Origin of the sequence: Amycolatopsis balhimycina FH 1894, from assembly GCF_000384295.1 — a bacterium.
Classification (GTDB): Bacteria; Actinomycetota; Actinomycetes; order Mycobacteriales; family Pseudonocardiaceae; genus Amycolatopsis; species Amycolatopsis balhimycina.
The window spans coordinates 6309918-6332286 of sequence record NZ_KB913037.1 but is presented as its reverse complement, the minus strand read 5'-3'; the positions used below and the strand labels follow the sequence as shown (position 1 = coordinate 6332286).

Sequence of the window (22369 nt, the reverse complement as noted above, 5' to 3'; positions counted from 1 at the left end):
CCAGGTACGCGTGTCGTCCACACTGGTGTGACAGCGCCTCACAGGACGCCGGACACCTCACGCGCCGCGGCACGCAAGCCGTCCAGTGAGGCCTGCGTCGAACGCGGGTTCAGCGCGTTGGACGCAAGCCGGAACAGCACCGCGCGCAGCAGCAGCTGCGGCCACTCCGGCAGGTGCGCCCAGCGCTCCAGGAGGTCGCGGCCCGCTCCGCCCCAGGCGAGCGCGTCGACCGCGACGATCGCCGCGCCGTACTCGCCCGGCCGGTAGTACGGCACGAAGTCGACGACGCCGGGGATGTCGTCGCCGTCGAACAGCAGCCCGGCCAGCAACTCGCCGTGGGCCACCTGCGCGGGCAGCCGGATCGAGCGACGGGCGCCGGCGAGGACCTCGAACCAGCGGCCGCCCTTCGTCTCTTCCAGAGGGACCTCGAATTCCTCCCAGGCGACGCGGTCGGCGACCGCGTCGACGTCGGTGCGTGCGTCGAGGAAGCCCGGCCGCGGCAGGCCGGTGGTGGCCCGGTGCAGCTTCACCGCCGCCAGCACCGACGCGTCACCGCGGTGCTCGGGCGTGCCGGGGACGAACCGCGACGCCGTCCAGCCGCCGACGATCCAGCGGCCGTCGGTGGACCGGACCGGCTTCGCGACCCGCAGGCCCGGCTCGCGGACGTAGTCGAGCGCGTGGGCGGTCCACAGTGTCCTGACCTTGTCCGTGACCGGCTTGAGCACGAGGTCGCCGCAGCGCCACGCCGTCGAGTCCGGCAGGCGTTCGCCGCCGTCGGCCGGGCCGCCGAAGGCCGCGCAGACGTGCGCCGGAGGACGTTCGAGGGTTGACCGCACGGCCGTGACGTTACCCGGCCGGGTGTTCCCCGATCGAGAAGACGCGCTGGTCACGCACGGTTTTGCCGAGCGCCCGAAATGCCATGAAGGCCACCTTCAGGAACTCTAAGTTCCTCAAGGTGGCCTTCACGAACTACCACTGTCAGTAGGTCGGCAGGCTCGGGTCGATCTGCTTCGCCCAGGCGAGCACGCCGCCGCCGAGGTGGGTCGCGTCCTTGAAGCCGGCCGCGTGCAGCGCGGCGAGCGCCTCCGCGGACCGTGCGCCCGACTTGCAGTGCAGCACGATCGGCTTGTCCTGCGGCAGCTCCGCCAGCGCCTCGCCCGAGAGGATGCGGTCCTTCGGGATCAGCGTCGCGCCCTTGATGTTGACGATCTCGTACTCGTGCGGCTCGCGGACGTCGATCAGCGCGAAGTTCTCGCCGCTGTCGAACTTGGCCTTGAGCTCCGCCGGGGTGATGGTGCTGCCCGACGCCGCCTGCGCGGCCTCGTCCGACACGACACCGCAGAACGCCTCGTAGTCGATCAGCTCGGTGATCTTCGGGGTGTCCGGGTCCTTGCGGATCTTGACCTCGCGGTACTTCATGTCCAGCGCGTCGTAGCTGATCAGGCGGCCGAGCAGCGGCTCGCCGATGCCGGTGAGGAGCTTGATCGCCTCGGTCACCATGATCGAGCCGATGGACGCGCACAGCACGCCCAGCACGCCACCCTCGGCGCAGGAGGGGACCATGCCCGGGGGCGGCGGCTCCGGGTAGAGGTCGCGGTAGTTGAGGCCCTTGCCGTTCGGCGCGTCCTCCCAGAACACGCTGACCTGGCCCTCGAACCGGAAGATCGAACCCCAGACGTACGGCTTGCCCAGCAGCACCGCGGCGTCGTTGACCAGGTAGCGCGTGGCGAAGTTGTCGGTGCCGTCGACGATCAGGTCGTACTGCTCGAAGATCTCGAGCGCGTTCGACGAGTCCAGCCGGTCGGTGTGCAGGTGCACCTTGACCAGCGGGTTGATCTCCGCGATCGACTCCTGCGCGGACGCGGCCTTGAGCTTGCCGACGTCGGACTGGCCGTGGATGACCTGGCGCTGCAGGTTCGACTCGTCGACGACGTCGAAGTCGACGATGCCGAGCGTGCCGACCCCGGCGGCGGCCAGGTACAGCAGCGCGGGGCTGCCGAGCCCGCCGGCGCCGATGACTAGGACCTTCGCGTTCTTCAGCCGCTTCTGCCCGGGCACCCCGACGTCCGGGATGATCAGGTGACGGCTGTACCGGGCCACCTCTTCCTTGGTGAGCTCGGCAGCCGGCTCGACGAGCGGCGGCAGTGCTGACATGGGTCCTCCATCTCGCGCGGATCGCGTCCATCCCACTATGCACAACGCGCGCGGGCAAATAAGCCTTCCCAGGTCCAGATGCTGGGAACTACTGGGGCGTGGGGTTCGGCCAGGAATTGGTCTTGCAGATGCGGCCGTCCTTGGCCACCTTGCCCTTGTCGCCGCCGGGGATGTCGTTGAGCATCGACACGTAGTCGTCGTTGACGCCGAACGACTGCTGCATCATCACCGGCGCCGGCTGGTCGTTGCCGCCGCAGCCGACGTGCTGGTTACCCAGGGCGTGCCCGACCTCGTGGTTGATGGCGTACTGCCGGTACCCGGTCATGTCGGGGCCGTACGCCTTCGCGCCGCGCACCCAGCGGGCCAGGTTGATCAGCACCCGGCCGAGGCTCTTGCGGTAGCAGGAGGCCTCGAACTTGATCTGGAAGCCGCAGGCGTCCGGCCGGTGGGTGGTCTCCGGCGTGGTGAGGCTCACCTTGAACGACGGGTTCGGGAAGTTGCCGTCCACCCGCTGGAACGCGATCTTGCCGTCCCAGGTCCAGCCCTGGGTGGGGTTCGACAGGGTGCCCTGGACGGCCGAGGCGAAGGCGTCGTCACCGGCGTAGCTCGACGGGTCGATGCCGTCCTCGACCTCGACGGTGTACGTGTACAGCTTTCCGGTGCCGATCTTCGGGCCGGTGCCCGGGACGACGTGCCACTGGCCGGTGCCGGCCTGGGTGAACGGGATGCCGTTCGGCAGGTCCGCGGTCGGCACCTTGAGGTCGACCGGCGTGGCCGGGTTCTCCGGGATGGCCTGCTCGCCGTTGCCGTCGATGGCGCCGCCGGAGCCGTCGCCACCCGCCGACTCGACGCCGGACGCGGCGGCGCCGCCGGTGCCGCCCTGCTCGGCGATCGGCTGGGCCGGACTGGTGGCGGTGTTGACCACGACGAGCGCGGTCAGCACGACCAGGATCGGCAGGGCGTAGACGCGCCAGCCGTAGGTCTTGGTGAGCTTCGTGAGGCCGGACTTCGGCGGCGGGTCCTGCTCCCGCTCCGGCTTGTCCGGGACCTGCGGCTTCCACGACGCGCTCAGCGGCTCGGCGCTGGTCCGCCGCCCACCCGGGCGGTAGCGGTCTTCGTCGGCGCGCGGGGCCGGCGTCTTCGACGGGCGGTACTGCCCGGTGCGGGGGTGGTCGGTGTGGTCTCCGGTGGCCGGCGTCCGGCGGGCCGACGCGCGATGGGGCGCGCGCCGATCTTCGCCTCGCGCGTCCTGCTTCACCCGGTCCACCGCACCAGGGTGCCACAGCGCCACCGAACCGTTATCGGCGACTGGCGGATCATCGAGTGACTCACCGTCACTCGATCGGGCTACCAAGTGGCCGCTTCGACGTGCTCCCACATGCCCAGTACGGCCTTCGCGACGACGACCGGGCGTTCCATCTGGGCCACGTGCCCCGTGCGCGGGAGCACGAGCAGCCGGGCCCGCGGGATCGCCCGTGCGGTCCGCACGGCGCGCTTCACGGAGATGACGCGGTCCTCGCGGCCCCAGATGACCAGGGTCGGCGCCTGGACCAGCGGCGCGACCGACCACAGCGACGCCTTCCCGAGCGTCGACCACGCCCGGAAGATGGCGAACGTGCTGCGCGCCATCGCGGGCGCGGCCCAGGCGAACCCGGCGCGGGCGCCGTGTTCCTCGGTCAGCTCGTCGAGCCGGCTCTCGGGGAACCGCGACGGGTCCGCGAAGCACAGCTTGATGACCTGCGCGGCGCGTTCGCGCGGGCCGAGCGCGGCCAGCTGGGCCCGCACCCGCGCACCGACCAGCGGCAGGTAGGCCAGCGCCATCCGCGGGTCCGACAGCCGGCGCGGGTCGGGCCGCCGGTCGGGCACCGCGGGCGAAATGAGCGTCAGCGTTTTCACCAGCTCCGGCTTCTGGGCCGCGACCAGCAGCGCGATCGCCCCGCCCATGGAGTTGCCGAAAAGGTGCACCGGCCCGCCGACGGCTGTGACATCCGGGGCTTCGCCCCGGGCCGGGGGCCGCGCCACCCGGGCCCCCGAAAAGCCGTTTTCGATGTGCCTCGCCACGACGTCCGCGTGAGCCTGGAGTGTGAAGTCGAAGCCCTCCTCCGGCTCGGAGTAGCCGAAGCCGGGCAGGTCGGGCGCGGTGCCGCCGGCGACCGGCGCCAGCAGCGCGGCCAGGTCGGTCCAGTTCGTCGACGAGCCGCCGAGGCCGTGGACGTAGACCGCGGGCACGCCGTCCGGGCCCGGCGTGCGGCGGACGTGGAGCCGGGCGGTGCCCACCTCTTCGAAGGCCGCCGGCCACGGCGGCGGAACCGGGTCGAGCGACGGCAAGGCCCTGCTCGAGAGCGGTACGTGGGTCAGCGGCGGCCGGGCCCGCACGGGGGTCTTCACGAGTCCAGAATGCCCGACCCTTGGCGCGGCACACGTACCGGCGAGTAATCTTCAGGGCGACTTCACGCGGTGGCGACCCCGCCCGTCGAAGAAGCGATGACGGGAGGACGAGCATGACGGAGATGACGCGGCTGCAGCAACGTGGGGTGCGGCTGCCCCGGACCGAGCGCCGGGCCCAGCTCCTCGCCGCGGCGCAGCGGGTCTTCGCCGAGAACGGCTACCACGCCGCCGCGATGGACGAGATCGCCGAGGTCGCGGGCGTCTCGAAGCCGGTGCTGTACCAGCACTTCCCCGGCAAGCTCGACCTGTACATCGCGCTGCTGGAGAGCCACGTCGACGAGCTGGTCAAGCGCGTCCAGAACGCGCTGGACTCGACGACGGAGAACAAGCAGCGCGTCCCGGCGACGGTCGGCGCGTTCTTCGACTTCGTCAGCAACGACGCGGGCGCGTTCCGGATGGTCTTCGAGTCCGACCTGCGCGGCGAGCCGTCGGTCCAGGAAGCGGTCGACCGCGCGACGTCGGCGAGCGTGGACGCGATCACCGAAACGATCACCGCGGACGCGGGCCTCGACGAGGACAAGGCGCGGCTGCTGGCGGTGGGCCTGGTCGGGATGAGCCAGGTCAGCGCCCGCTTCTGGCTGCAGCACCACCAGTCGATGAGCCGCGAGGAAGCCGTCGCCCTGACGGCGAACCTGGCCTGGCGCGGCATCGGCGGCGGCTTCCCCCTCAAGGACTCCTGACCAGGTCCGTGAATGGCACATTGAGGGACTTGAAGTCCCTCAATGTGCCATTCACGGCTTTCGGCTCACCGGCACCCGGGCGAGAGGACGGCCGTCATCGGCCCGCCGGGAGCAGGAAGGACTTGCGCCAGAAGTACTTCCCCGGCAGCCCGACCAGGCCCGATTCCCGCAGGAACGGCATGATCTTCTCCCCGGCCCACGCGATCGTCCCCTGCCAGTGCGGGTTGGTCAGCGCCGCTTCGACGCCGTCGCGCGGCCGGATGCCGACCGCCTTGTAGACGTCCGGGTTGATGAAGGCCCGCGTCACGAAGTACGAGATCAGCGCGATGATGAATTGCTGGTAGGCGATCTCGGCCTTCGACAGCTTCGCCATGCCGCGGGTGACCTCTTCGCGGGCGAAGGTGACGTGCCGGGCTTCCTCGAGCACGTGGATCCGGTTGACCATCCGGACCAGCGGCTGCACGCCTTCGTCGTTCATCTGCTCGCGCTGCAGCCGATCCAGCACTTCCTCGGCGACCAGGATCGCGCCGTAGCGCGCCGGGCCGTAGGAGATGGTCGGCATGAGCTTCGCCAGGCGCCGCAGCCACGGCACCGGGCCGTACGCCGGGCAGCCGATGCGCGACGCCATCCGCGCGAACATCGTCGAGTGCCGGCATTCGTCGGCGATCTCGGTGAGCGCGAACTGGGCGTGCGCGGACGTCGGGTCCTCTTCGTAGACCTCCTTGAGCAGCATCTGCATCAGGAGGATTTCGAACCACAGGCCGGTGGTCGCGACGCTCGCGACCTCGTGTTTGCCCAGCTCGATGCGCTGCTCGGGAGTCAGCTTGTCCCACAGTTCGGTGCCGTAGAGAGAGGAGCGCTCCTCCAGGATGAACCGCTTGCCTTCGACCAGCGGCGCGGTCCAGTCGATGTCGACGTCGGGGTCGTAGAACTTGTTCGCCGACGACTTCAGCAGGCGGTCCGCGGTCTTCTCGCGATCCGGTTCCTTCAGCGTCCGCGTCATCGCCGACACCCCTTTCGCGACATGTAACTTGAGGTAACAGTTACCTGTGCGTAGCATGACTCTCGTGATCGAACGTGTCAAGCGCACCAAGCAGGCCGGCAAGTCCTCCCGAAGCGAGGAGGCGACCGGCGACGCCCGGCGGGACCGCTGGCGCAAGCACCGGATCGCCCGGCGCAAGGAATTCGTCGAGGCGGCGCTGCGGGCGCTCGACACGCACGGCCCCGACCTCGGCATGGAGGACGTCGCCGCGGAGGCCGGCGTCACGAAGCCGGTGCTGTACCGGCACTTCGACGACAAGGCCGACCTGTACGTGGCGCTCGGCCAGCGCGGCACGGAAATCCTCTTCGAGCGGCTGATCCCGGCGATCAACGCCGAGCTGGCGCCGGTGCCGCGGATCCGGATGGCGCTCGACGCGTTCTTCACCGTCATCGAGGAGCACCCGAACCTCTACCGGCTCCTGGCGCACGGCCGGCCGGAGAAGCCGGTCTCGTCGGACGTCGTGGCGGAGGACAAGGAGCTGATCGCGACGGCGCTGACCGCGCTGCTCGGCGACTACATGCGGATGTTCAATATGGACTCCGGCGCGGCCGAGCCGTGGGCGCACGGCATCGTCGGCATGGTCCAGAACACGGGCGAGTGGTGGCTGGACCGCCGGTCGATGAGCCGCGACTCGGTCGTCGAGTACCTGACGCAGATCATCTGGGCGGCCATCGACGGCCTGACCAGGCAGCACGGCGTGGTCGTCGACCCCAACCTGCCCCTGGAAGCCAACAAGGTGGTCCAGCTGGGCCGCGCGAATCCGCTGGAGGAGACGTCATGAGCGAAGACGGTTACAGCGGTCCGGCCACCCTGGTGGTCGACGGCGTCTCGCTGACGGCGACGGTCGAGCTGCGCGGCTACTTCCAGCCGATCGACGGCTATTACCGCTGGTACGGCCGGGTGGCGGTGAACGACGAGCTGACCCGCCTGGCCGGCGGCAAGAAGAAGCCGGTGTCGATCCAGGCCGGCGCCTACTCGGCGACCGGGGAACTTTCCGACCCCGATCCGTGGGGCCGCTACCGCGTCACGGGCACGAGCACGCCGCCGTTCCACGTCCCCACGACCCTCGATGAACTCAACGCCTGAAAGCCGTGAAGGCCACCTTGAGGAACTTGTAGTTCGTCAAGGTGGCCTTCACGGCTTTTGGGCTACGAGTCAGTCGCCGACGCCGAAGCCGACCTTGCGGACGTCGGACGGGGCGATCTCGACGTACGCGATGCGGTCGGACGGGACGATGTACTTGCGCCCCTTCTCGTCGTTGATGCGGAAGAGCCCGTCACCGGCCGTCAGGGCCTCGGCGACCAGCTTCTCCACCTCTTCGGGAGACTGGCCACTGGACACGACCAGCTCGCGCGGCGTGTCCTTGATGCCGATCTTGACCTCCACGTGGGACCTCCGCTGGAAATTCGTAAGGGATGTGCCGGCCAAGGCTAACCGAACCGGCTCGTTCCGGTGGCGCATATCCGCGCCCGACCGCGTCGTCACTTCCGGGTACTCCATCGGGTTCAGCCCAGGCCGAGCGCCTGCATGCGCTTCGTGTGCCCCTGTTGCAACCGCCGGAACAGCGCGGCAATTCCGGAAAGGTCGCCCGAGCCGTTGATGATCAGCTCGGCCAGCCCGTCGCGCTCGGCGACGACGTACTGGGCCTGGGTCAGGGCCTCGCCGAGCAGGCGGCGGCCCCACAGGGCGAGCTTGTCACGGGTCTTGGGGTCGGCTTCGATGCCGGCCGCGACTTCGCGTTCGGCGAACGCGGAGTGGCCGGTGTCGGCGAGCACGGTGAGCACGAGGTCCTTGGTCTCCGGGTCGAGCCAGCTGGCGATCTCCCGGTAGAGGTCGGCGGCCAGCCCGTCGCCGACGTAGGCCTTGACCAGCGATTCCAGCCACGACTTCGGGGGCGTCGAGGCGTGCCAGGCGTCGACCTGGGCCACGAACGGCGCCATCGCGTCCTCGATCTTGACGCTCTGCGCGGCCAGGTGCTGGGCCAGCAGGCCGTAGTGACCGATCTCGGCGGCCGCCATGGTCGCCAGCGCGGCACGCCCGGCCAGGGTGGGGGCGCTGTGCGCGTCCTCCGCCAGCCGGTCGAACGCGGACAGTTCGAGATAGGCGATCACACCCAGAAGGTCGACTACGCCTTCGGAGATCTCTTTCGGCTCGGTCACGGGGGCAGGGTATCGCCGAAGCGCCCGGGCGTGCCGCGACGAGACCGATCACACTGGTTCCGGCGTGCCGGGTAGTGTCGAAAAACTGCTGACCAGGTACACTGGCGTCCGATATCAAGCTTCCGTACGCCATACAGGCGTCGGGAACAGGCAGGTCACGTGGCTTGCCGACGTACTGCAATGTGCGTGCACGCCTCTTCCGGCATTCCCGGGACGGACCGGTTCCGCGCTTGAAGATCAGCGCCAGGGACCAGGGTTTACTCCCGGTCGAGTGTCGAGCGGACCTACGGCTGTGCGCGCTGGTCACGAGAGAGGCGATCACACTGACCGCAGAAATTCCCACAACCGAACAGACCCCCGCCGTCGCGCTGGAACACAGCGAGACCGGCCCGGCCGCGCTCGACACCTCGCACCCGCTTCAGGCGGGCGTCGAGGTCGAGCCCGAAGCCCCGACCTTCGCGTCCTTCGGCGTCAAGCCGGAGATCGTCAAGGCCCTCGTCGAGGCCGGCATCGAGCGGACGTTCGCCATCCAGGAGCTCACCCTGCCCCTGGCCATGGCCGGCGACGACCTCATCGGCCAGGCCCGCACCGGCATGGGCAAGACCCTCGGCTTCGGCGTCCCGCTGCTGCACCGCGTGCAGGTCCCCGGCGACGGCACCCCGCAGGTGCTCGTCGTGGTGCCGACCCGCGAGCTGTGCATCCAGGTCGCCAACGACCTCAAGGGCGCCGGCAAGCACCTCGGCATCCGCACCCTGGCCATCTACGGCGGCCGCCCGTACGAGCCGCAGATCGAGGCCCTGCGCAAGGGCATCGACGTCGTGATCGGCACGCCGGGCCGCCTGCTCGACCTGGCCGAGCAGCAGCACCTGGTGCTCGGCAAGGTCCGCGGCCTGGTGCTCGACGAGGCCGACGAGATGCTCGACCTGGGCTTCCTGCCCGACATCGAGCGCATCCTCCGGATGGTGCCGGACGAGCGGCAGACCATGTTGTTCTCGGCCACCATGCCCGGCCCGATCATCACGCTGGCCCGCACGTTCCTGCGGCAGCCGACGCACATCCGCGCCGAAGAGAACGACGCGAGCGCGATCCACGAGCGCACCACCCAGTTCGTCTACCGGGCGCACTCGATGGACAAGCCCGAGGTTATCGCCCGCGTGCTGCAGGCTCAGGACCGCGGCTTGACGATGATCTTCAGCCGCACCAAGCGCACCGCCCAGAAGGTGGCCGACGACCTGGTGGAGCGCGGTTTCGCCGCGGCCGCCGTGCACGGCGACCTGGGCCAGGGCGCGCGTGAGCAGGCACTGCGCGCGTTCCGCTCCGGCAAGGTCGACGTGCTGGTGGCGACCGACGTCGCGGCCCGTGGCATCGACATCGACGACGTCACGCACGTGATCAACTACCAGTGCCCGGACGACGAGAAGACCTACGTCCACCGCATCGGCCGCACCGGCCGCGCGGGTCGCACCGGTGTCGCGGTCACGCTCGTCGACTGGGACGAGATGCCCCGCTGGAAGCTGATTTCGGACACCCTGGGCCTCGACAAGCCGGAGCCGGTGGAGACGTACTCGTCGTCGCCGCACCTGTTCGAGGACCTGGGCATTCCGGAGGGCACGAAGGGCCGGCTGCCGCTGGCCAACCGCACCCGGGCCGGCCTGGCCGCCGAGGAGGAAGAGGACCTGGGCGGCAAGCGCCGTGGCCCGCGTGGCCGTGGGAAGGCCGACGAGGCTGCCGCTTCGGAAGAAGCGCCGCGCAAGCGCGCCCGGACCCCGCGCAAGCGCACCCGCGGCGGTGCGCACTCGGCCGAGGCGATCGAGACGGCGGACAACGCCGCTGCCGCTTCTCCTGATGAGGCTCCGGCCTCGGAGGGACGCACCCGGTCGCGTCGCCGCACCCGCGGCACCGCGCCGGAGGCGACCGGCCCGGCCACCGAAAAGGAATCGGGCGAGAACGCCGAGCGGCCGGCCCGGCGGCGCCGCCGTCGCCGTCCCGCCGCGACGTCTGATACACCTGCGTCGGCAGACTGAAGCTTCTCCATCGGGGGTTCGGGTACGTGAGCGACGTCGAGAAGGCGGCTGAAAGCGCGCCTGAACCCGAGTACGGCTCCGAAGACGTCCTCGAGGACACTCCCGGGGACGTTTCCGGCGAGGTCACTCCGCCCGCCCCGCGGGTCAAGGCGCGCCGGTCGCCTTGGAACCGCGGGCGGGACCGGGTGCTCGCCGCGCTGATCGCGGTGGCCGTGGTGGCCGTCGCGCTGGTCATCGGCGAGACGAGCGACAGCGCGGCCACCGACCGGAACGAGGCGGCCCCGCCACCGCCGTTGCCCGCGGCGCCGGACAAGGTGCCGGGTTCGATGGCCGAGCTGTGGAGCGCCCCCAGCGGCGCGACGCCGGTCCCGGTGACGGCGGGCGACGCGGTGGCCACCGCGGACGGCGGCGAGGTCGCCACCCGCGACCCGCTGACCGGGAAGATCCGCTGGCACTACACGCGTGACCTGCCGTTGTGCACGGTGAACGAGACGTGGGGCCGGATCAACGCCGTCTACCACAAGAGCCGCAACTGCAGCGAGGTCACGCAGCTCGACCCGGCGACCGGGCGGATCACGGCCCAGCGCAACGGCAACGCCGAGCTGGGCACACAGCTGGTCAGCGACGGCTCGCACGTGACGGCGACGGGCAAGAAGCTCCTCGACACCTGGCGCGACGACCTGGTGAAGAGCGCCGAGTACGGCCAGGTCCCGGCGCTGGTCAACGCGGGCAAGCAGCCCCGTACGGGCTGCACATACGGCACAGTCGCGGCGGCGTCGGGCAAGATCGGCGTGATCGAGCGCTGCCCCGGCGACCCGGCCGACCGCCTGACGGTCTACAAGGCGACGCCGGAGAAGGACGACGAGCCGCAGGTCAGCTTCAGTTCGGTGCTGGCGGGCAAACGGGCCCGCGTGATCGCGATGTCCGGCGACCTGACGGCGGTCGTGCTCCCGGACCAGAAGCTCCTGGTGACCTACAACGGCGACGGTACCCAGCGCGCGGCATACCCCCTGGACGTGCCTGCAGGCGACCTGGCGGCCGACCCGCCGGCGGGCGTCGAGGCGACGACGCAGACGGCCCAGAACGTGTACTGGTTCAGCGGTTCGAAGGTGCTGGCGTTGTCGCGCGACGACCTTGCGCCGCGCTGGACGTTGAGCAGCGCGCAGGGCCCGGGAATCACGTTCGCGCAGCAGCTGGTGGTCCCGATCAAGGGCGGCCTGGCGGTGCTGAACGAGAACGACGGCTCGACGATCCGCACGGTCGGCGTCGACCGCCGCGGCTACACGGGAGTGGTCCGCCTCGGCGCGGCAGGCCCGGTCCTGCTGGAAGAGCGCGGCACCACCCTCACCGCCTTGAAGTAACCCGTGTCGTCCCGCCAATCACACGTGATGCCCGCTTGATCACACGACTTCCGGCCTCGATCACCCGAGTTCCGGCCCCAATCACGCGAGTTACGGGCCCAGTCACGCGAGTTACGGCTCTGATCACGCGGGGCCCGGGCTCGAACGCGCGAGTTCGGCCGTCAACGTGCCGCGCGAACCCGGACTCAGGTGCGTGGAGAGGCATTTCGCGTGATTGAGCGGGCATCTCAGGTGCTGGAACTCGGGACTCGCGTGATTGGAGCCGGAACTCGCGTGATCAGGGGCGGGACTCACGTGAGGGGGTTCGTGGTCAGGTGAGCCAGAAGAGGGTCAGGGCCGAGGCCGTGAACAGCACCACCGCGACACCCGCTCCCACGGCCGGGAGGCCGTTCCGACGGTCCGCGACCCGCTGAGCCAGCACGGCCAGCGCCGCCGCGATCGGGTGGCCGACCAGCAGGACCGGACCCGGACCCGGCGCTCCCGTGTACAGGTCGATTCCCGCCACCACCAGCACCCCGATGGCCAGGACCACGAGTCCTGCCGCCAACGAGCCCGTGAACCCGCGCCACCAGCGGCCGCCGTCCTTCGCCCTGGCCGGAGCTTCCGGCGCGGCGGGCTCCGGTTCGATCAGTTCGGGCTCAGCCCGCTGCTGCGGCGCCGTCTCCGCCCCGGGCGCCTCGGTGGCGTCGGTGGCGTCGGTGGCGTCGGTGGCGTCGGTGGCGAACGGCACCGTGGCCAGTTCGTCGGTGTCCGGTGAAGCCACGTTCCCTCCCGTTCAGGGCGCGAGCAGGTCCCAGGGCTGCGCCTGCGGGGCCGCTTCCTGCCCCGCCGCGCAGCTCGGCCTGAAGTCGCACCAGGCGCAACGCCGGTCCGGGCGGGGCGGGAACAGCACGTCCCCGTCGCCGCCCGCGTCCAGGGTATCCGTGGCCAGCCTGAGGTCTCCGGCGGTCTCGTCGGCGCGTTGCAGGTGCCTGCGCAGGCTCTCCGGCGTGTGCTCCGCCGCCGCGATCGTGCCGCTCGGCAGGTGGTGCAGTTCGACTGTGGTGCACGGCGTCCGCAACGTCCGCGCCGCGGCGACCGCGTACAGCGCAAGTGCCTGTGACGCCCGTGCTTCGTACTCGTCCGGTGGCCGGCGACCCGTCTTGTAGTCGACGATCACCAGTTCGCCGTCGCGCGCGTCGATGCGGTCCGTGCGGCCTTCGATGATCATCGAAGGCCGCTCCCCCGGCGCCGGGCTGACCGGCGCCGACACCCACCGCTCCAGCCCGACCGGGTCGTGGCTGACGTCGTTGTCCTCGACGTACTCCGCCACCCAGCCCTTGGCCCGCGCCCGGTACCGCGCCGCCTGCTCGTCGCTCTCGAAGCCGGCGTCCTTCCAGAACTCGGCCACCAGCGCCATCGCCCGCTGTGGCACCCGCTTGAGCACCGGCAGGTCGAACAGCGCCCGCAGCGCGTTGTGCACCACCGCGCCGAGGGTGCTGTGCGCCCACGGCCCGGTGCGCTGCGGTGTCGGCCGTTGGAGGTATGCGAGCTGGTACCGGCGCGGGCAGTCGTCGAAGGTCGCCAGCCGCGCCGGCGAGACCTTCGTCAGCCGCACCGGTTGCGCGACGCCGAAGTCGAAGCCCATCTGCTCCTTCACGTTCCCCACGCTACGCACCACCACCGACACTTTCCGCACGGCACCCGGAAAGCCGTGAAGGCCACCTTGAGGAACTTGAAGTTCCTCAAGGTGGCCTTCACGAACTACCGCACCACCAGGACCGTGTGGGTGCCGCCGGACACCGTGAGAGGTCCGGCGGCCCGCACCGCGCGGCCGTCCAGCAGGACCAGGCGGCCGGCCGGGACCACCAACGAGCCGGACGTCCCGAGCGGAGCCGTGACCGTCAGCGAAAACACCGAACCCTGCTGCGTCCACGAAGCGGACAACGCGCCCTTCGGCGTCGGCACCGCTCCTCGCGCCCAAGAAACGCCGCCCGGGCTCGGCGCGACCTTCCACGTCGCGAAGCCGGGCGACGTCGGCGAGACGCCCAGCAGCTCGTTCGTCAGCGCCGGGACGACACCGGTCGACCAGCCGTGCGCGGCCGACGTGTAGCCCTGTTCGTAGTGCGAGCCGCCCTCGCCGATGCCTTCCCAGGCCGTGATTCCGGGGTCGTGCGTGGCCATCCAGCCGTACATCCGCTTGATCTGGTCGATCGCGGACGCCGCCTGCCCGCTCCGGAACCTCGCCTGCAGCTCAGGGAACGACGTGAACGCGTACACGCGCTTCGTGCCATCGGACACGAGAGTGTCGTTGTCCATGAACGGGTTCCCGTACGGCAGCGCCCCGGCCGCCAGCCGGGCCAACGCGGAAGCCGCCTGCGACGGCGAAGCGATCCCGGCCAGGATCGCGTGGCTGTTGCCATCCTGGCCGTGGCGCACCGCGCCCGTCGCCGAGTCGAGGTACGCGCCCGCCGCCGGATCCCACAAATAAGCGTTCACAGCCGCGGCCACGCCCGAAGCGCGCGAAAGCCACCGGTCCGCGTCAGCCGCGTGCCCCGTCGCCCGCGCCAAGCCCGCCGCGCCCTGAAGAGCCCGGACGTACAACGCGTTGTAGTACGTCACTTCGCCCGTACGCGGCAGGAACGCGTAGTCGCCGTAACCGCCGGTGCCGTTCAGGCCCTTCGCGAGCAACCCGCGCGAATCGGTGACCGACGGATACCAGCTGTCGAGCGTCTTCACGAGGTGCGAGTAGTACGAAGCCGCGTACGCGGTGTCGCCGGTGTAGAGGACGTAGTCCCAGCTCGACGTCACCCACCAGAGCGGATAGTCGAACAGCGGCAGCGTGTAGTCGTTGATCGAAGCCGGCGGGATCCAGCCGTCCGCGCGCTGGTGGTCGGCCAGGTCGGCGAGGACGTTCCGCGCCGCCGTGCCGTCCTGGTGGGTCAGGTACTGCGTCAGGCCGGACACCGCGACGTCGCCGACGTACGGGTCCCGGTCGCGCTTCGCGCCGTCGTGCAGCACCAGCTTCCCGTCCAGTGACGGCGAGAACGCGCCGCGCGGGTCCACATCGGACTCCCGGAAGGTGTCCATGCCCAGCTCGTTCGTGTAGGACGCGGCGTACCAGTAGCGGTTCAGGTCTTCGTCGGACGACTCGAACCAGCCGCGGTAGGTCGACGGCGTGCCGAGGAACGGCGTGAAGTCGAGCGAGACACCGCTGATCCGCACCTCACCGGACGGCTGGGCCAGCGGTGCGTCCGACGCGAGCGCGTCGAGGCTGATCCGCAGGTAGCGGAAGCCGTGCAAGCCGTCCGCGCACACCTGGGTCCCCGAAACGCAGCCCTTCGTGTCACGCCAGACGGTCGGTGCCGCGGGCACGGCGTACTGGTCGCTGCCCGGCCCGCCGGAGAAGTCCGAACGCGTGAAGTCGGAACGTTCACCCAGGTACTGCTGGGTTTCGGAGAACGACAGCCGCACGCCCGGCCGGTTCGCCGACGCGCCCGCGAAGGCGATCTTCGGATAGCCGGCGACGACCTTGCCGAAGTCGAGCACCGCGACCGGCACCGGCGGATCGGCGACCAGGCCCGGCCAGACCTCGCTGACGCGGCTGAACTCGCCGGACGGGGTGCTCTGGTCCTTCGTCACGGTGATCCGGACCTGCGTGGTGGTCACCGGCCGGTCGAAGGCGACCGCACGCTGCACGGCGGTGTTGCCGCCGACCGTCGCGGCCACCCGCCACGCCCCCGCGTCCAGCACCTCGACCGTGAAGTCCTGCGGCACTCCGTCCACATTGGACAAAATGGTGACGCCGGGGAGGGCGACCGGCGCGGCCGAGGTGATCGTCAGGACGTCCGGGTAGGCGCCGATCGTGTCGTCGTTCCAGAACGTCTCGGTGTTGCCGTCGACGGCGTTGCCGGGGTCGTAGGTCCGCGGCCGGCCGTTCCCGCCGTTGTTCGGCGCGTGGAACGACGACGCGGCGGCCGTGGTCCCCGCCGGCCACGCCGGCTTCGGTGGCGGCGCCTGCCGCTTGAGCGTCGCCACCCCGCGCCCGAGCAGGCCGTTCGGGTTCGTGACGTCGCCGCTGGTGGACAGCACCCGCACCGGCCGGACGTCCCGGTTCGCCGGGGCGACGACGTACTTCTGCCAGCCGGGTGCGGCCGTGGCGGGCGCGGCGGCCATGCCGCTCGCCACCAGGACTGCCACCGGCAGGAACGCTCTGAGCCACTTCATCGAGGCCTCCGCAAGGCGTTTGAATCGTTTCAACCGCTGAGCTGAGCTTCAGGCTGCGGGAGAAGTGCCAACGATGTCAACGAACCCGGCGCATCCTGTCCGGCAGGACAACCCGGGTGGTGGCGTCAGCCGGCGCCGGAGATGAAGCCGCGGACCGAGTTCGCGACGAGCTCGACCGCGATGGCGGCGAGCAGCAGGCCGGCCACCTTGGCCAGCAGCGTGATGCCGCTTTCCTTGATCAGCCGGATGACGAACCCGGAGTAGCGCATGCAGAGGTAGATCACGAGGTGGGTCGTGACGATCGCCAGCGCCAGCGCGATGTACGCGCCGAGGTGGCCGTCCGCCTGCCGGACGAACACGATGGTCGCGGCGATCGCGCCAGGCCCGGCCAGCAGCGGCGTGCCGAGCGGCACGAGCGCGATGTTGACGTCTTCGGCCGCCGTCTCCGGCTCGTGCCCGTTGCCGGTGAGCAGCTGCAGCGAGATGAGCAGGAGCAGCAGCCCGCCGGCGCCCTGCAGCGCCGGGATGCCGATGCCGAGGTAGGCCAGGATCGCCTGGCCAGCGACCGCGAACAGGGTGATGACCAGCAACGACACCAGGACCGCTTGCCGGGCGGCGCGCGCCCGCGTCGCCATCGGCTTGCGGCCGACGAGGCTGAGGAACACCGGCACGGTGCCGGGCGGGTCCATGATGACGACCAACGTGATCGTCGCGCTCATGAAGAGCTTGACGTCGAAGAAGCCGGCGATCGCCATGTCAGCCCTTCACGACCTGGTAGCCAGTCGCGCGCGAAACGAGTTCCTCTAACTGACCGGGGTCGGTGGTGCACTCGCCGAGCGCGATCGTCTTGTTCGTGCCGTGGTAGTCGCTGGACCCGGTGACCAGCAGGCCGAGCTCGCCGGCGAGCTCGCGGGTGCGGGCCCGCGTCGGCGCGTCGTGGTTCGGGTGGTCGGCCTCGACGCCGGTGAGCCCGCGCGCGGCCAGCTCGGCGAGGGTGTCCTCGCTGATGGTGGCGCCACGGCTGAAGGCGAAGGGGTGCGCGATGACCGTGACGCCGCCGGCTGCGACGATCATGTCGATGGCTTCCCCGACCGGCGTGTCGCGCCGGGCGACGTAGTAGCCGCGCCGGGGGCTCAGGTAGTCGGCGAAAGCCTCGTCGACGGACTTGACGAGCCCGGCCCGGACCAGGGCCTGCGCCAGGTGCGGGCGGCCGGGCGGCGAGTCCTCGGGCAGCAGGCCGAAGATCTCGTCGGCGTCGATCGGCAGGCCGTCGGCGGCCATCCGCTCGGCCATCCGGCGCAGCCGCGTGCGGCGCTCGAGCCGCAGCCGGGTCTGCTCGGTGACGACGGCCTCGGACGTCGGGTCGAAGAGGTAGGCGAGCAGGTGGACACTGATCTGCCTGCCCGTCTCGGGGTCGATCGACACCGTGGAGAGCTCGGCGCCGGGAACCAGGGTCAGGCCCGGCGGCACCGCCTCGGAGGCGGGCGCCCAGCCCGCGGTGGTGTCGTGGTCGGTGATCGCGACGACGTCGAGCCCGGCGTTCGCGGCTGCGGCGACGAGCCCGGCCGGCGAGTCGGTGCCGTCGGAAGCGGTGGAGTGGGCGTGCAGGTCGATGCGCATCGTGTCCATTGTCGACGATGCGCTACGTCACACTTACGGCGGGATGACTCAGCCGACGGGCTTCTTGCCGCGGGCCGCACGCTGGGCCTTGATCATCGAGAAGCGTTCGGCCTGCTTCTGCTTGTCGCCGAAGACGAGTTCCGAGATCGTGTCGTAGAACTCTTCGGGGCGCGGGATGTAGTCGATCCGGTTCAGCGCCTGGATCTGACCGGCGGACTCGACCACCATCGTGCCGTAGCCCATCATGCGGCCGTTCGCCGTGCGGACGTAGCTGAGGTCCGTGACCTTGCTGATCGGCATCATCAGCACCTTGGTGGTGAACACGCCGGTGGTCATGACGAACCGCTTGTCCGTGACCACCAGCCGTTCGACCCACCACTCGATCACCACGTAGGCGAACCGCAGGACGACGAGCAGCGCGACGTACCAGAGGATGTTCTGGCCGATGTACAGCGCCGGTGGCAGCAGGTAGGACACCAGGACGCAGACGGCCAGCAGCGCGGCCGCCTCGAAGGTGTCCCAAAGCAGCACCGCCCAGTGGCGGCGGATCCGGATGACCCGCCGCTCGGTGTCGAGGAGGTACTCGTCGGGATCGCGTGGCGCGAACATGGTTCGAGGGTAGCCCCCGATCAGCCCTTGAACACGTTGCTGACGAAGGTGATCACCGATTCGGCCGAGGCACGCAGGAAATGGACGATGTTGCCGACGAGGCCCGCAGCCTGGCCCGGCTGGGCAATGACGAAGAACAGCACCAGCGCGATACCGGCGAGGCCCGCAATCTTCTTCACGTTCACCGTGATCAATCCCGTCTCTTACGGTGACACCGGACAAGTGGCACTTAACTTGTACCGCACTGGCCGAGTACGCGGGAGGTAAGTCCCGCGCTCGGGGCAGCACGCGGTCCGAAGTGTACCGTACGGCTACTCTCCGTGTACAGGACATCCGTTTTCAGTTCGGTCACGTCTACCCTTCGGGCATGACACACCCCGCGAGCACCACGATCCGCTGCGTCGGCGGCATCGCGTTCGACTCACGGGGCCGCTTGCTGCTCATCCGGCGCCTGAACGACCCCGGATCGGGGCTGTGGTCCCTGCCCGGCGGACGCGTGGAACCGGGCGAATCGGACGAAGCGGCCGTGATCAGGGAGCTGCGGGAGGAGACGGGACTGGACGTGATTCCGGGCACAGTGATCGGCACGGTGACGCGCGGGCCGTACGAGATCCACGACTACGCCTGCGTGGTGACCGGCGGGGTTCTCACAGCGGGTGACGACGCGTCGGAGGCGCGTTGGTCCGATGCGGCGGACCTGTCCGCGCTTGAGGCCGGCGGGGAGCTGGTGGATCTGCTTTACGTGACGCTTCGTGACTGGGACGTCCTGCCGCGGGCTTGACCAGCCGAGGCTCGCCAGAGGTCTTGAATGACTCATTCAGGACCTCCGGAGACCTGAATGAGTCATTCAAGACATCGCAGCGGCAGCGGCGGCTGCCCCGCACGCCGCCGGGCAAGGGCTAGAGCGGCAGCCAGGTCATCCGCTGCCCATGCGGCGCGGTCCGCGCCAGGGCATCAGCCTCCGGCTTCCCGTCCTCCCACCGGACCACCCCCAGCGTCGCGAGCCCGTCCGCACCGCCGGAAAGGTCCGACCGCCCGGGCAGCACGAGCTCCAGCCCAGCACCGTAGAACTCCTCCGAAACCCACCACACCGGCCGCGACTCCGCCAGTTCGGCCAACAACGAGACGAACGCCGCACGCCGGTCGGCCGGGAAGTAGGCCAGTGCGTGGCTCGTCACCACCACCAGCGGCCCCTCCAGTGACGCCGCCGCCGCGGGCAGGTCGTCCACGCCGTCGCCCGTGATCAACCGCGGGCGGTGCCGGGTCTGCTCGGCCGCCGCCGTGCGCAGGAGCCTGATGCGGTCCGGCTGGTCCGCCCAGACGCACGCCTCCAGCCACGCCAGCTCGTCCTCGTCCGACAGGTCCACCGGTGCCCGGTCGAGCCCCGCGCGGTCGAGCACGGCCAGCTTCTTCGGCAGCTTGGGCGCCACCGCGCCCGGCGCCAGGTCCAGCGCGCAGTGCAGGCCGACCGCCGCCTTCGCCGGGCCCGCCGTCAGCTGGTCTCCGCCGTCGCACTGGTAGCGGTAGCCGAAGCGGTCCAGGCCCAGCAGCAGCCCCGCGCTGCAGCCCACCTCCAGCAACGACACCTTCCCGCCCGCTTCGCGAGCCGCCCGCGCCACGCCCGGGTACAGCAGCGCCGCCCGGCGGACCTCGTTCGTCTGCGTGTAGCGCGACGAAATCAAGGCCCGGGCCTTCTCGGAACGCTCCAGCAGGAACGACCGGAACAGCGGCCAGGTTTCGGAGTCGACGCCGTCGAAGCCGCCCAGCGACGGGTAGTACCGCGACAGCGGGTGGATCGGGTCCGCCTGCACGAGCCGGTGCGCGGTCGCCATCAGCAGCGTCCCGCGGACCTCGCCGTCGCGGGCCACCGACAGCAGCCCCGCCACGTCGTCGTCCGCCGCCGCCTGCAGCGCCAGGTGCTCGTACAGCGGCGACACCCCGCGCGCCTCGACTTCCGCGAACGTGCGCAGTACGCCCTTGATCCCGTCCAAGTCCATCAGAGCCTCATTCGTGCGGCACCGGCCGGCCCGGCTGCTCCCCGCCGCGAGTCTCCCCGTAGGAGCGCTTCGGCACCATCACCTTCCGCCGGAAGATGCACACGATCGTGCCGTCCTGCTTGTAACCGCGGGTCTCGACGTACACGACGCCCCGGTCGTCCTTGGACTTCGACGGCGTCTTGTCCAGCACCTCGGTCTCGCCGTAGATCGTGTCGCCGTGGAAGGTCGGCTTCACGTGCTTGAGCGACTCGACCTCGAGGTTCGCGATCGCCTTGCCGGAGACGTCGGGCACGGACATCCCGAGCAGCAGCGAATAGACGTAGTTGCCGACGACGACGTTCTTGCCGAAGTCCGTCGACTGCTCCGCGTAGTGCGCGTCGAGGTGCAGCGGGTGGTGGTTCATCGTGATCAGGCAGAAGAGGTGGTCGTCGTATTCGGTGACCGTTTTGCCCGGCCAGTGCTTGTAGACCGCACCGACCTCGAACTCCTCGTAGTACCGACCGAACTGCACTCGTCTCTCCCTGTTCGCGTAACGCCGTGTGAGGCTGGTACGACACGCATCCGTGGTGAGGAGTACCCTCAACCATCGGTGTTCGCGCGTCAACGCGAGCCCCGCCACTGTTGCACCCGGCCCGAAGGAGGTGAGGAACTCGATGAGTAGTGGCGATAGTCCGCTCCCTAGTAGTCCCAGCGTTCCCACCTCAAGGGTCGTCTCCAGGTAGGCCTTCTCTCCCCGGGAACGCTGGTGTGTCGCCGGGCGGACGCATTTCCGCCCCTGGTCAGTCGTCTCGCACGACCACGCACGACACCAGGAGATCCCATGCCTGCCATTCCCTCGCTCGGCGGCCTTCGCGGCCGCGGCAACAAGGGTGCTGTCCCGGTCCGCCCGATTCCGGTGCCGCTGTCCGCGTACGTCGTCGACTGCGCGGTGTACGTCGCCGGTGAGCGCCTGCCCGGCCGCTGGGCCCACTCCGAGGCGATCAAAGAGGTCCGGAAGCGGCACGAGGGGTTCGTCTGGATCGGGCTGCACGAGCCGGACGCCCAGCAGATCCAGGGTGTGGCGGACACGTTCGGGCTGCACGAACTGGCGGTCGAGGACGCGCTCGAAGCGCACCAGCGACCCAAGCTGGAGCGCTACGACGACACGCTGTTCCTGGTGGTCAAGACCGTCCGGTACGTCGAGCACGAGTCGCCGACGACGGCGAACGAGATCGTCGAGACCGGCGAGCTGATGGTGTTCCTCGGCCGTGACTTCGTCATCACCGTGCGGCACGGGAACCACTCGGGGCTGGCGCGGCTGCGCCGCGAGCTGGACGAGGACCCGGAGCGGCTGCAGCTGGGCCCGTCCGCGGTGGTGCACGCGATCACCGACCACGTCGTCGACCACTACCTCGACGTCACCGGCCGGATCGAGAACGACATCGACGAGATGGAGGCGCAGGTCTTCGCGCCCCGCTCGCAGGTCAGTGCCGAGCAGATCTACCTGATGAAGCGGGAGGTCCTCGAGCTGCGCCGGGCGGTGGTGCCCCTGGCGACGCCGATCCAGCGCCTGGCCGAGGGCTACACGCGGCTGGTGCCGGACGAGGTCCGCTCCTACTTCCGCGACGTCGCCGACCACCTCACGACCGTGTCGGAGCGGGTGGCGGCGTTCGACGAACTGCTGTCCACACTGGTCGACGCGACCGTCGCGAAGATCTCCCTGCAGCAGAACACCGACATGCGCAAAATCACGTCGTGGGCGGCGATCATCACCGTGCCGACGATGATCGCCGGCATTTACGGAATGAACTTCGACTATCTGCCCGAGCTGCACTGGAAGTTCGGGTATCCGCTGGTGATCACCGTGATCCTGGCGATCTGCCTGTTGCTGTACCGAATATTCCGGAAGAACGGCTGGCTCTAGGTCCCCCTTTTCTTCCCCACCGTATTCGGAGAATTCGTGATGCCTCGCATGCTGTCCAACCTCAAGTTCTGGGCGCTCACGCTCAGCCTCGTGTGGATCTTCGTCATCACCTTCGTCATCGTCGCCGACCCGGGGTTCGCTCACGGCATGAAGTAGCGCCCGGCGT

Annotated in this window: 23 protein-coding genes; 7 read left to right on the top strand and 16 right to left on the bottom strand. The window is 70.0% G+C overall.

From position 1 onward, the window contains the following. Positions 1-38: 38 nt before the first annotated feature. From A3CE_RS0129050 to A3CE_RS0129030, 4 genes are all read right to left on the bottom strand, one after another. On the bottom strand, positions 39-836 hold the full coding sequence (locus A3CE_RS0129050; RefSeq protein ID WP_020643616.1) for a TIGR02569 family protein: 798 nt from the start codon (positions 834-836) through the stop codon (positions 39-41). Positions 837-978: 142 nt separating this feature from the next. Beyond that, complete coding sequence (gene moeZ, locus A3CE_RS0129040; RefSeq protein WP_020643614.1) at positions 979-2154, bottom strand: adenylyltransferase/sulfurtransferase MoeZ; 1176 nt, start codon at positions 2152-2154, stop codon at positions 979-981. Between the two features lie 88 nt (positions 2155-2242). Then, a complete protein-coding gene (locus A3CE_RS0129035) occupies positions 2243-3421 on the bottom strand; it encodes a DUF3152 domain-containing protein (protein WP_020643613.1) in 1179 nt (392 codons plus the stop codon). Between the two features lie 80 nt (positions 3422-3501). Then, positions 3502-4542 (bottom strand): alpha/beta fold hydrolase, encoded by a 1041-nt coding sequence (locus A3CE_RS0129030; protein WP_026468975.1) that lies wholly within the window; start codon positions 4540-4542, stop codon positions 3502-3504. A gap of 113 nt (positions 4543-4655) precedes the next feature. On the opposite strand from A3CE_RS0129030, the gene A3CE_RS0129025 reads away from it, so the two are divergent. Beyond that, entirely contained in the window at positions 4656-5282 is a 627-nt protein-coding gene (locus A3CE_RS0129025) for a TetR/AcrR family transcriptional regulator (RefSeq protein WP_020643611.1), read from the top strand. Between the two features lie 94 nt (positions 5283-5376). Here the strand turns inward: A3CE_RS0129025 and A3CE_RS0129020 are convergent, their stop codons facing one another. Then, on the bottom strand, positions 5377-6285 hold the full coding sequence (locus A3CE_RS0129020) for an AurF N-oxygenase family protein (RefSeq protein ID WP_026468974.1): 909 nt from the start codon (positions 6283-6285) through the stop codon (positions 5377-5379). 55 nt (positions 6286-6340) lie between these two features. Between A3CE_RS0129020 and A3CE_RS0129015 the strand changes: the two genes are divergently transcribed. Both A3CE_RS0129015 and A3CE_RS0129010 read left to right on the top strand, forming a co-directional pair. Beyond that, positions 6341-7105 carry a TetR/AcrR family transcriptional regulator gene (locus A3CE_RS0129015; RefSeq protein WP_020643609.1) on the top strand — a complete coding sequence of 255 codons (765 nt, stop codon included), beginning with the start codon at positions 6341-6343 and terminating at the stop codon, positions 7103-7105. After that, positions 7102-7410 carry a DUF4873 domain-containing protein gene (locus A3CE_RS0129010; RefSeq protein WP_020643608.1) on the top strand — a complete coding sequence of 103 codons (309 nt, stop codon included), beginning with the start codon at positions 7102-7104 and terminating at the stop codon, positions 7408-7410. The genes A3CE_RS0129015 and A3CE_RS0129010 overlap by 4 nt, the downstream gene beginning before the upstream one ends. A gap of 69 nt (positions 7411-7479) precedes the next feature. Here A3CE_RS0129010 and A3CE_RS0129005 read toward each other — a convergent pair whose 3' ends face one another. Together A3CE_RS0129005 and A3CE_RS0129000 are read right to left on the bottom strand one after the other, a co-directional pair. Next, positions 7480-7710: a DUF3107 domain-containing protein gene (locus A3CE_RS0129005; RefSeq protein WP_013223016.1), complete on the bottom strand. Its 231-nt coding sequence runs from the start codon at positions 7708-7710 to the stop codon at positions 7480-7482. Positions 7711-7829: 119 nt separating this feature from the next. Beyond that, the gene (locus tag A3CE_RS0129000; RefSeq protein ID WP_020643607.1) at positions 7830-8483 is read right to left on the bottom strand and encodes a ferritin-like fold-containing protein; all 654 of its coding nucleotides are present in this window, start codon (positions 8481-8483) and stop codon (positions 7830-7832) included. A gap of 230 nt (positions 8484-8713) precedes the next feature. Here A3CE_RS0129000 and A3CE_RS0128995 point away from each other — a divergent pair, with 230 nt between their 5' ends. Next, complete coding sequence (locus A3CE_RS0128995; RefSeq protein WP_020643606.1) at positions 8714-10507, top strand: DEAD/DEAH box helicase; 1794 nt, start codon at positions 8714-8716, stop codon at positions 10505-10507. A 26-nt stretch (positions 10508-10533) separates the two neighbouring features. Continuing rightward, positions 10534-11868, top strand: coding sequence for an Rv3212 family protein (locus A3CE_RS0128990; protein WP_020643605.1), 1335 nt, complete (start codon positions 10534-10536; stop codon positions 11866-11868). A 310-nt stretch (positions 11869-12178) separates the two neighbouring features. Here A3CE_RS0128990 and A3CE_RS0128985 read toward each other — a convergent pair whose 3' ends face one another. The 7 genes from A3CE_RS0128985 to A3CE_RS51745 all read right to left on the bottom strand — a co-directional run bounded on the left by A3CE_RS0128985 (position 12179) and on the right by A3CE_RS51745 (position 18488). Continuing rightward, positions 12179-12631 (bottom strand): hypothetical protein, encoded by a 453-nt coding sequence (locus A3CE_RS0128985; protein WP_020643604.1) that lies wholly within the window; start codon positions 12629-12631, stop codon positions 12179-12181. Between the two features lie 12 nt (positions 12632-12643). Beyond that, positions 12644-13495 (bottom strand): RecB family exonuclease, encoded by an 852-nt coding sequence (locus tag A3CE_RS0128980; protein ID WP_020643603.1) that lies wholly within the window; start codon positions 13493-13495, stop codon positions 12644-12646. Positions 13496-13611: 116 nt separating this feature from the next. Then, positions 13612-16074, bottom strand: coding sequence for an alpha-L-rhamnosidase-related protein (locus tag A3CE_RS0128975; protein ID WP_020643602.1), 2463 nt, complete (start codon positions 16072-16074; stop codon positions 13612-13614). A 125-nt stretch (positions 16075-16199) separates the two neighbouring features. After that, the gene (locus A3CE_RS0128970; protein ID WP_020643601.1) at positions 16200-16829 is read right to left on the bottom strand and encodes a MarC family protein; all 630 of its coding nucleotides are present in this window, start codon (positions 16827-16829) and stop codon (positions 16200-16202) included. A 1-nt stretch (position 16830) separates the two neighbouring features. After that, a complete protein-coding gene (locus A3CE_RS0128965; RefSeq protein ID WP_020643600.1) occupies positions 16831-17703 on the bottom strand; it encodes a PHP domain-containing protein in 873 nt (290 codons plus the stop codon). Between the two features lie 39 nt (positions 17704-17742). Beyond that, positions 17743-18303 carry a PH domain-containing protein gene (locus A3CE_RS0128960; protein WP_020643599.1) on the bottom strand — a complete coding sequence of 187 codons (561 nt, stop codon included), beginning with the start codon at positions 18301-18303 and terminating at the stop codon, positions 17743-17745. Positions 18304-18323: 20 nt separating this feature from the next. Continuing rightward, positions 18324-18488 carry a hypothetical protein gene (locus tag A3CE_RS51745; protein ID WP_043792657.1) on the bottom strand — a complete coding sequence of 55 codons (165 nt, stop codon included), beginning with the start codon at positions 18486-18488 and terminating at the stop codon, positions 18324-18326. 182 nt (positions 18489-18670) lie between these two features. On the opposite strand from A3CE_RS51745, the gene A3CE_RS0128950 reads away from it, so the two are divergent. After that, positions 18671-19084, top strand: a complete 414-nt coding sequence (locus tag A3CE_RS0128950; RefSeq protein WP_020643597.1) for an NUDIX domain-containing protein — start codon at positions 18671-18673, stop codon at positions 19082-19084. A gap of 118 nt (positions 19085-19202) precedes the next feature. Here A3CE_RS0128950 and A3CE_RS0128945 read toward each other — a convergent pair whose 3' ends face one another. Both A3CE_RS0128945 and A3CE_RS0128940 read right to left on the bottom strand, forming a co-directional pair. Continuing rightward, a complete protein-coding gene (locus tag A3CE_RS0128945) occupies positions 19203-20300 on the bottom strand; it encodes a DUF2332 domain-containing protein (RefSeq protein WP_020643596.1) in 1098 nt (365 codons plus the stop codon). Between the two features lie 7 nt (positions 20301-20307). Next, positions 20308-20811: a MaoC family dehydratase gene (locus A3CE_RS0128940; RefSeq protein ID WP_020643595.1), complete on the bottom strand. Its 504-nt coding sequence runs from the start codon at positions 20809-20811 to the stop codon at positions 20308-20310. A gap of 309 nt (positions 20812-21120) precedes the next feature. On the opposite strand from A3CE_RS0128940, the gene corA reads away from it, so the two are divergent. Continuing rightward, entirely contained in the window at positions 21121-22203 is a 1083-nt protein-coding gene (gene corA, locus A3CE_RS0128935; protein WP_020643594.1) for a magnesium/cobalt transporter CorA, read from the top strand. Positions 22204-22369 lie beyond the last annotated feature (166 nt).

Bases quoted from the DNA above. Each gene is read 5' to 3' on its own strand.
- A3CE_RS0128965 (WP_020643600.1), bottom strand. From the start codon at position 17,703: ATGGACACGATGCGCATCGACCTGCACGCCCACTCCACCGCTTCCGAC.
- A3CE_RS0128970 (WP_020643601.1), bottom strand. From the start codon at position 16,829: ATGGCGATCGCCGGCTTCTTCGACGTCAAGCTCTTCATGAGCGCGACG.
- A3CE_RS0129020 (WP_026468974.1), bottom strand. From the start codon at position 6,285: ATGACGCGGACGCTGAAGGAACCGGATCGCGAGAAGACCGCGGACCGC.
- corA (WP_020643594.1), top strand. From the start codon at position 21,121: ATGCCTGCCATTCCCTCGCTCGGCGGCCTTCGCGGCCGCGGCAACAAG.
- A3CE_RS0129025 (WP_020643611.1), top strand. From the start codon at position 4,656: ATGACGGAGATGACGCGGCTGCAGCAACGTGGGGTGCGGCTGCCCCGG.
- A3CE_RS0128980 (WP_020643603.1), bottom strand. From the start codon at position 13,495: ATGGGCTTCGACTTCGGCGTCGCGCAACCGGTGCGGCTGACGAAGGTC.
- A3CE_RS0129010 (WP_020643608.1), top strand. From the start codon at position 7,102: ATGAGCGAAGACGGTTACAGCGGTCCGGCCACCCTGGTGGTCGACGGC.
- moeZ (WP_020643614.1), bottom strand. From the start codon at position 2,154: ATGTCAGCACTGCCGCCGCTCGTCGAGCCGGCTGCCGAGCTCACCAAG.
- A3CE_RS0128975 (WP_020643602.1), bottom strand. From the start codon at position 16,074: ATGAAGTGGCTCAGAGCGTTCCTGCCGGTGGCAGTCCTGGTGGCGAGC.
- A3CE_RS0128950 (WP_020643597.1), top strand. From the start codon at position 18,671: ATGACACACCCCGCGAGCACCACGATCCGCTGCGTCGGCGGCATCGCG.
- A3CE_RS0129015 (WP_020643609.1), top strand. From the start codon at position 6,341: ATGACTCTCGTGATCGAACGTGTCAAGCGCACCAAGCAGGCCGGCAAG.
- A3CE_RS0128945 (WP_020643596.1), bottom strand. From the start codon at position 20,300: ATGGACTTGGACGGGATCAAGGGCGTACTGCGCACGTTCGCGGAAGTC.
- A3CE_RS0128960 (WP_020643599.1), bottom strand. From the start codon at position 18,303: ATGTTCGCGCCACGCGATCCCGACGAGTACCTCCTCGACACCGAGCGG.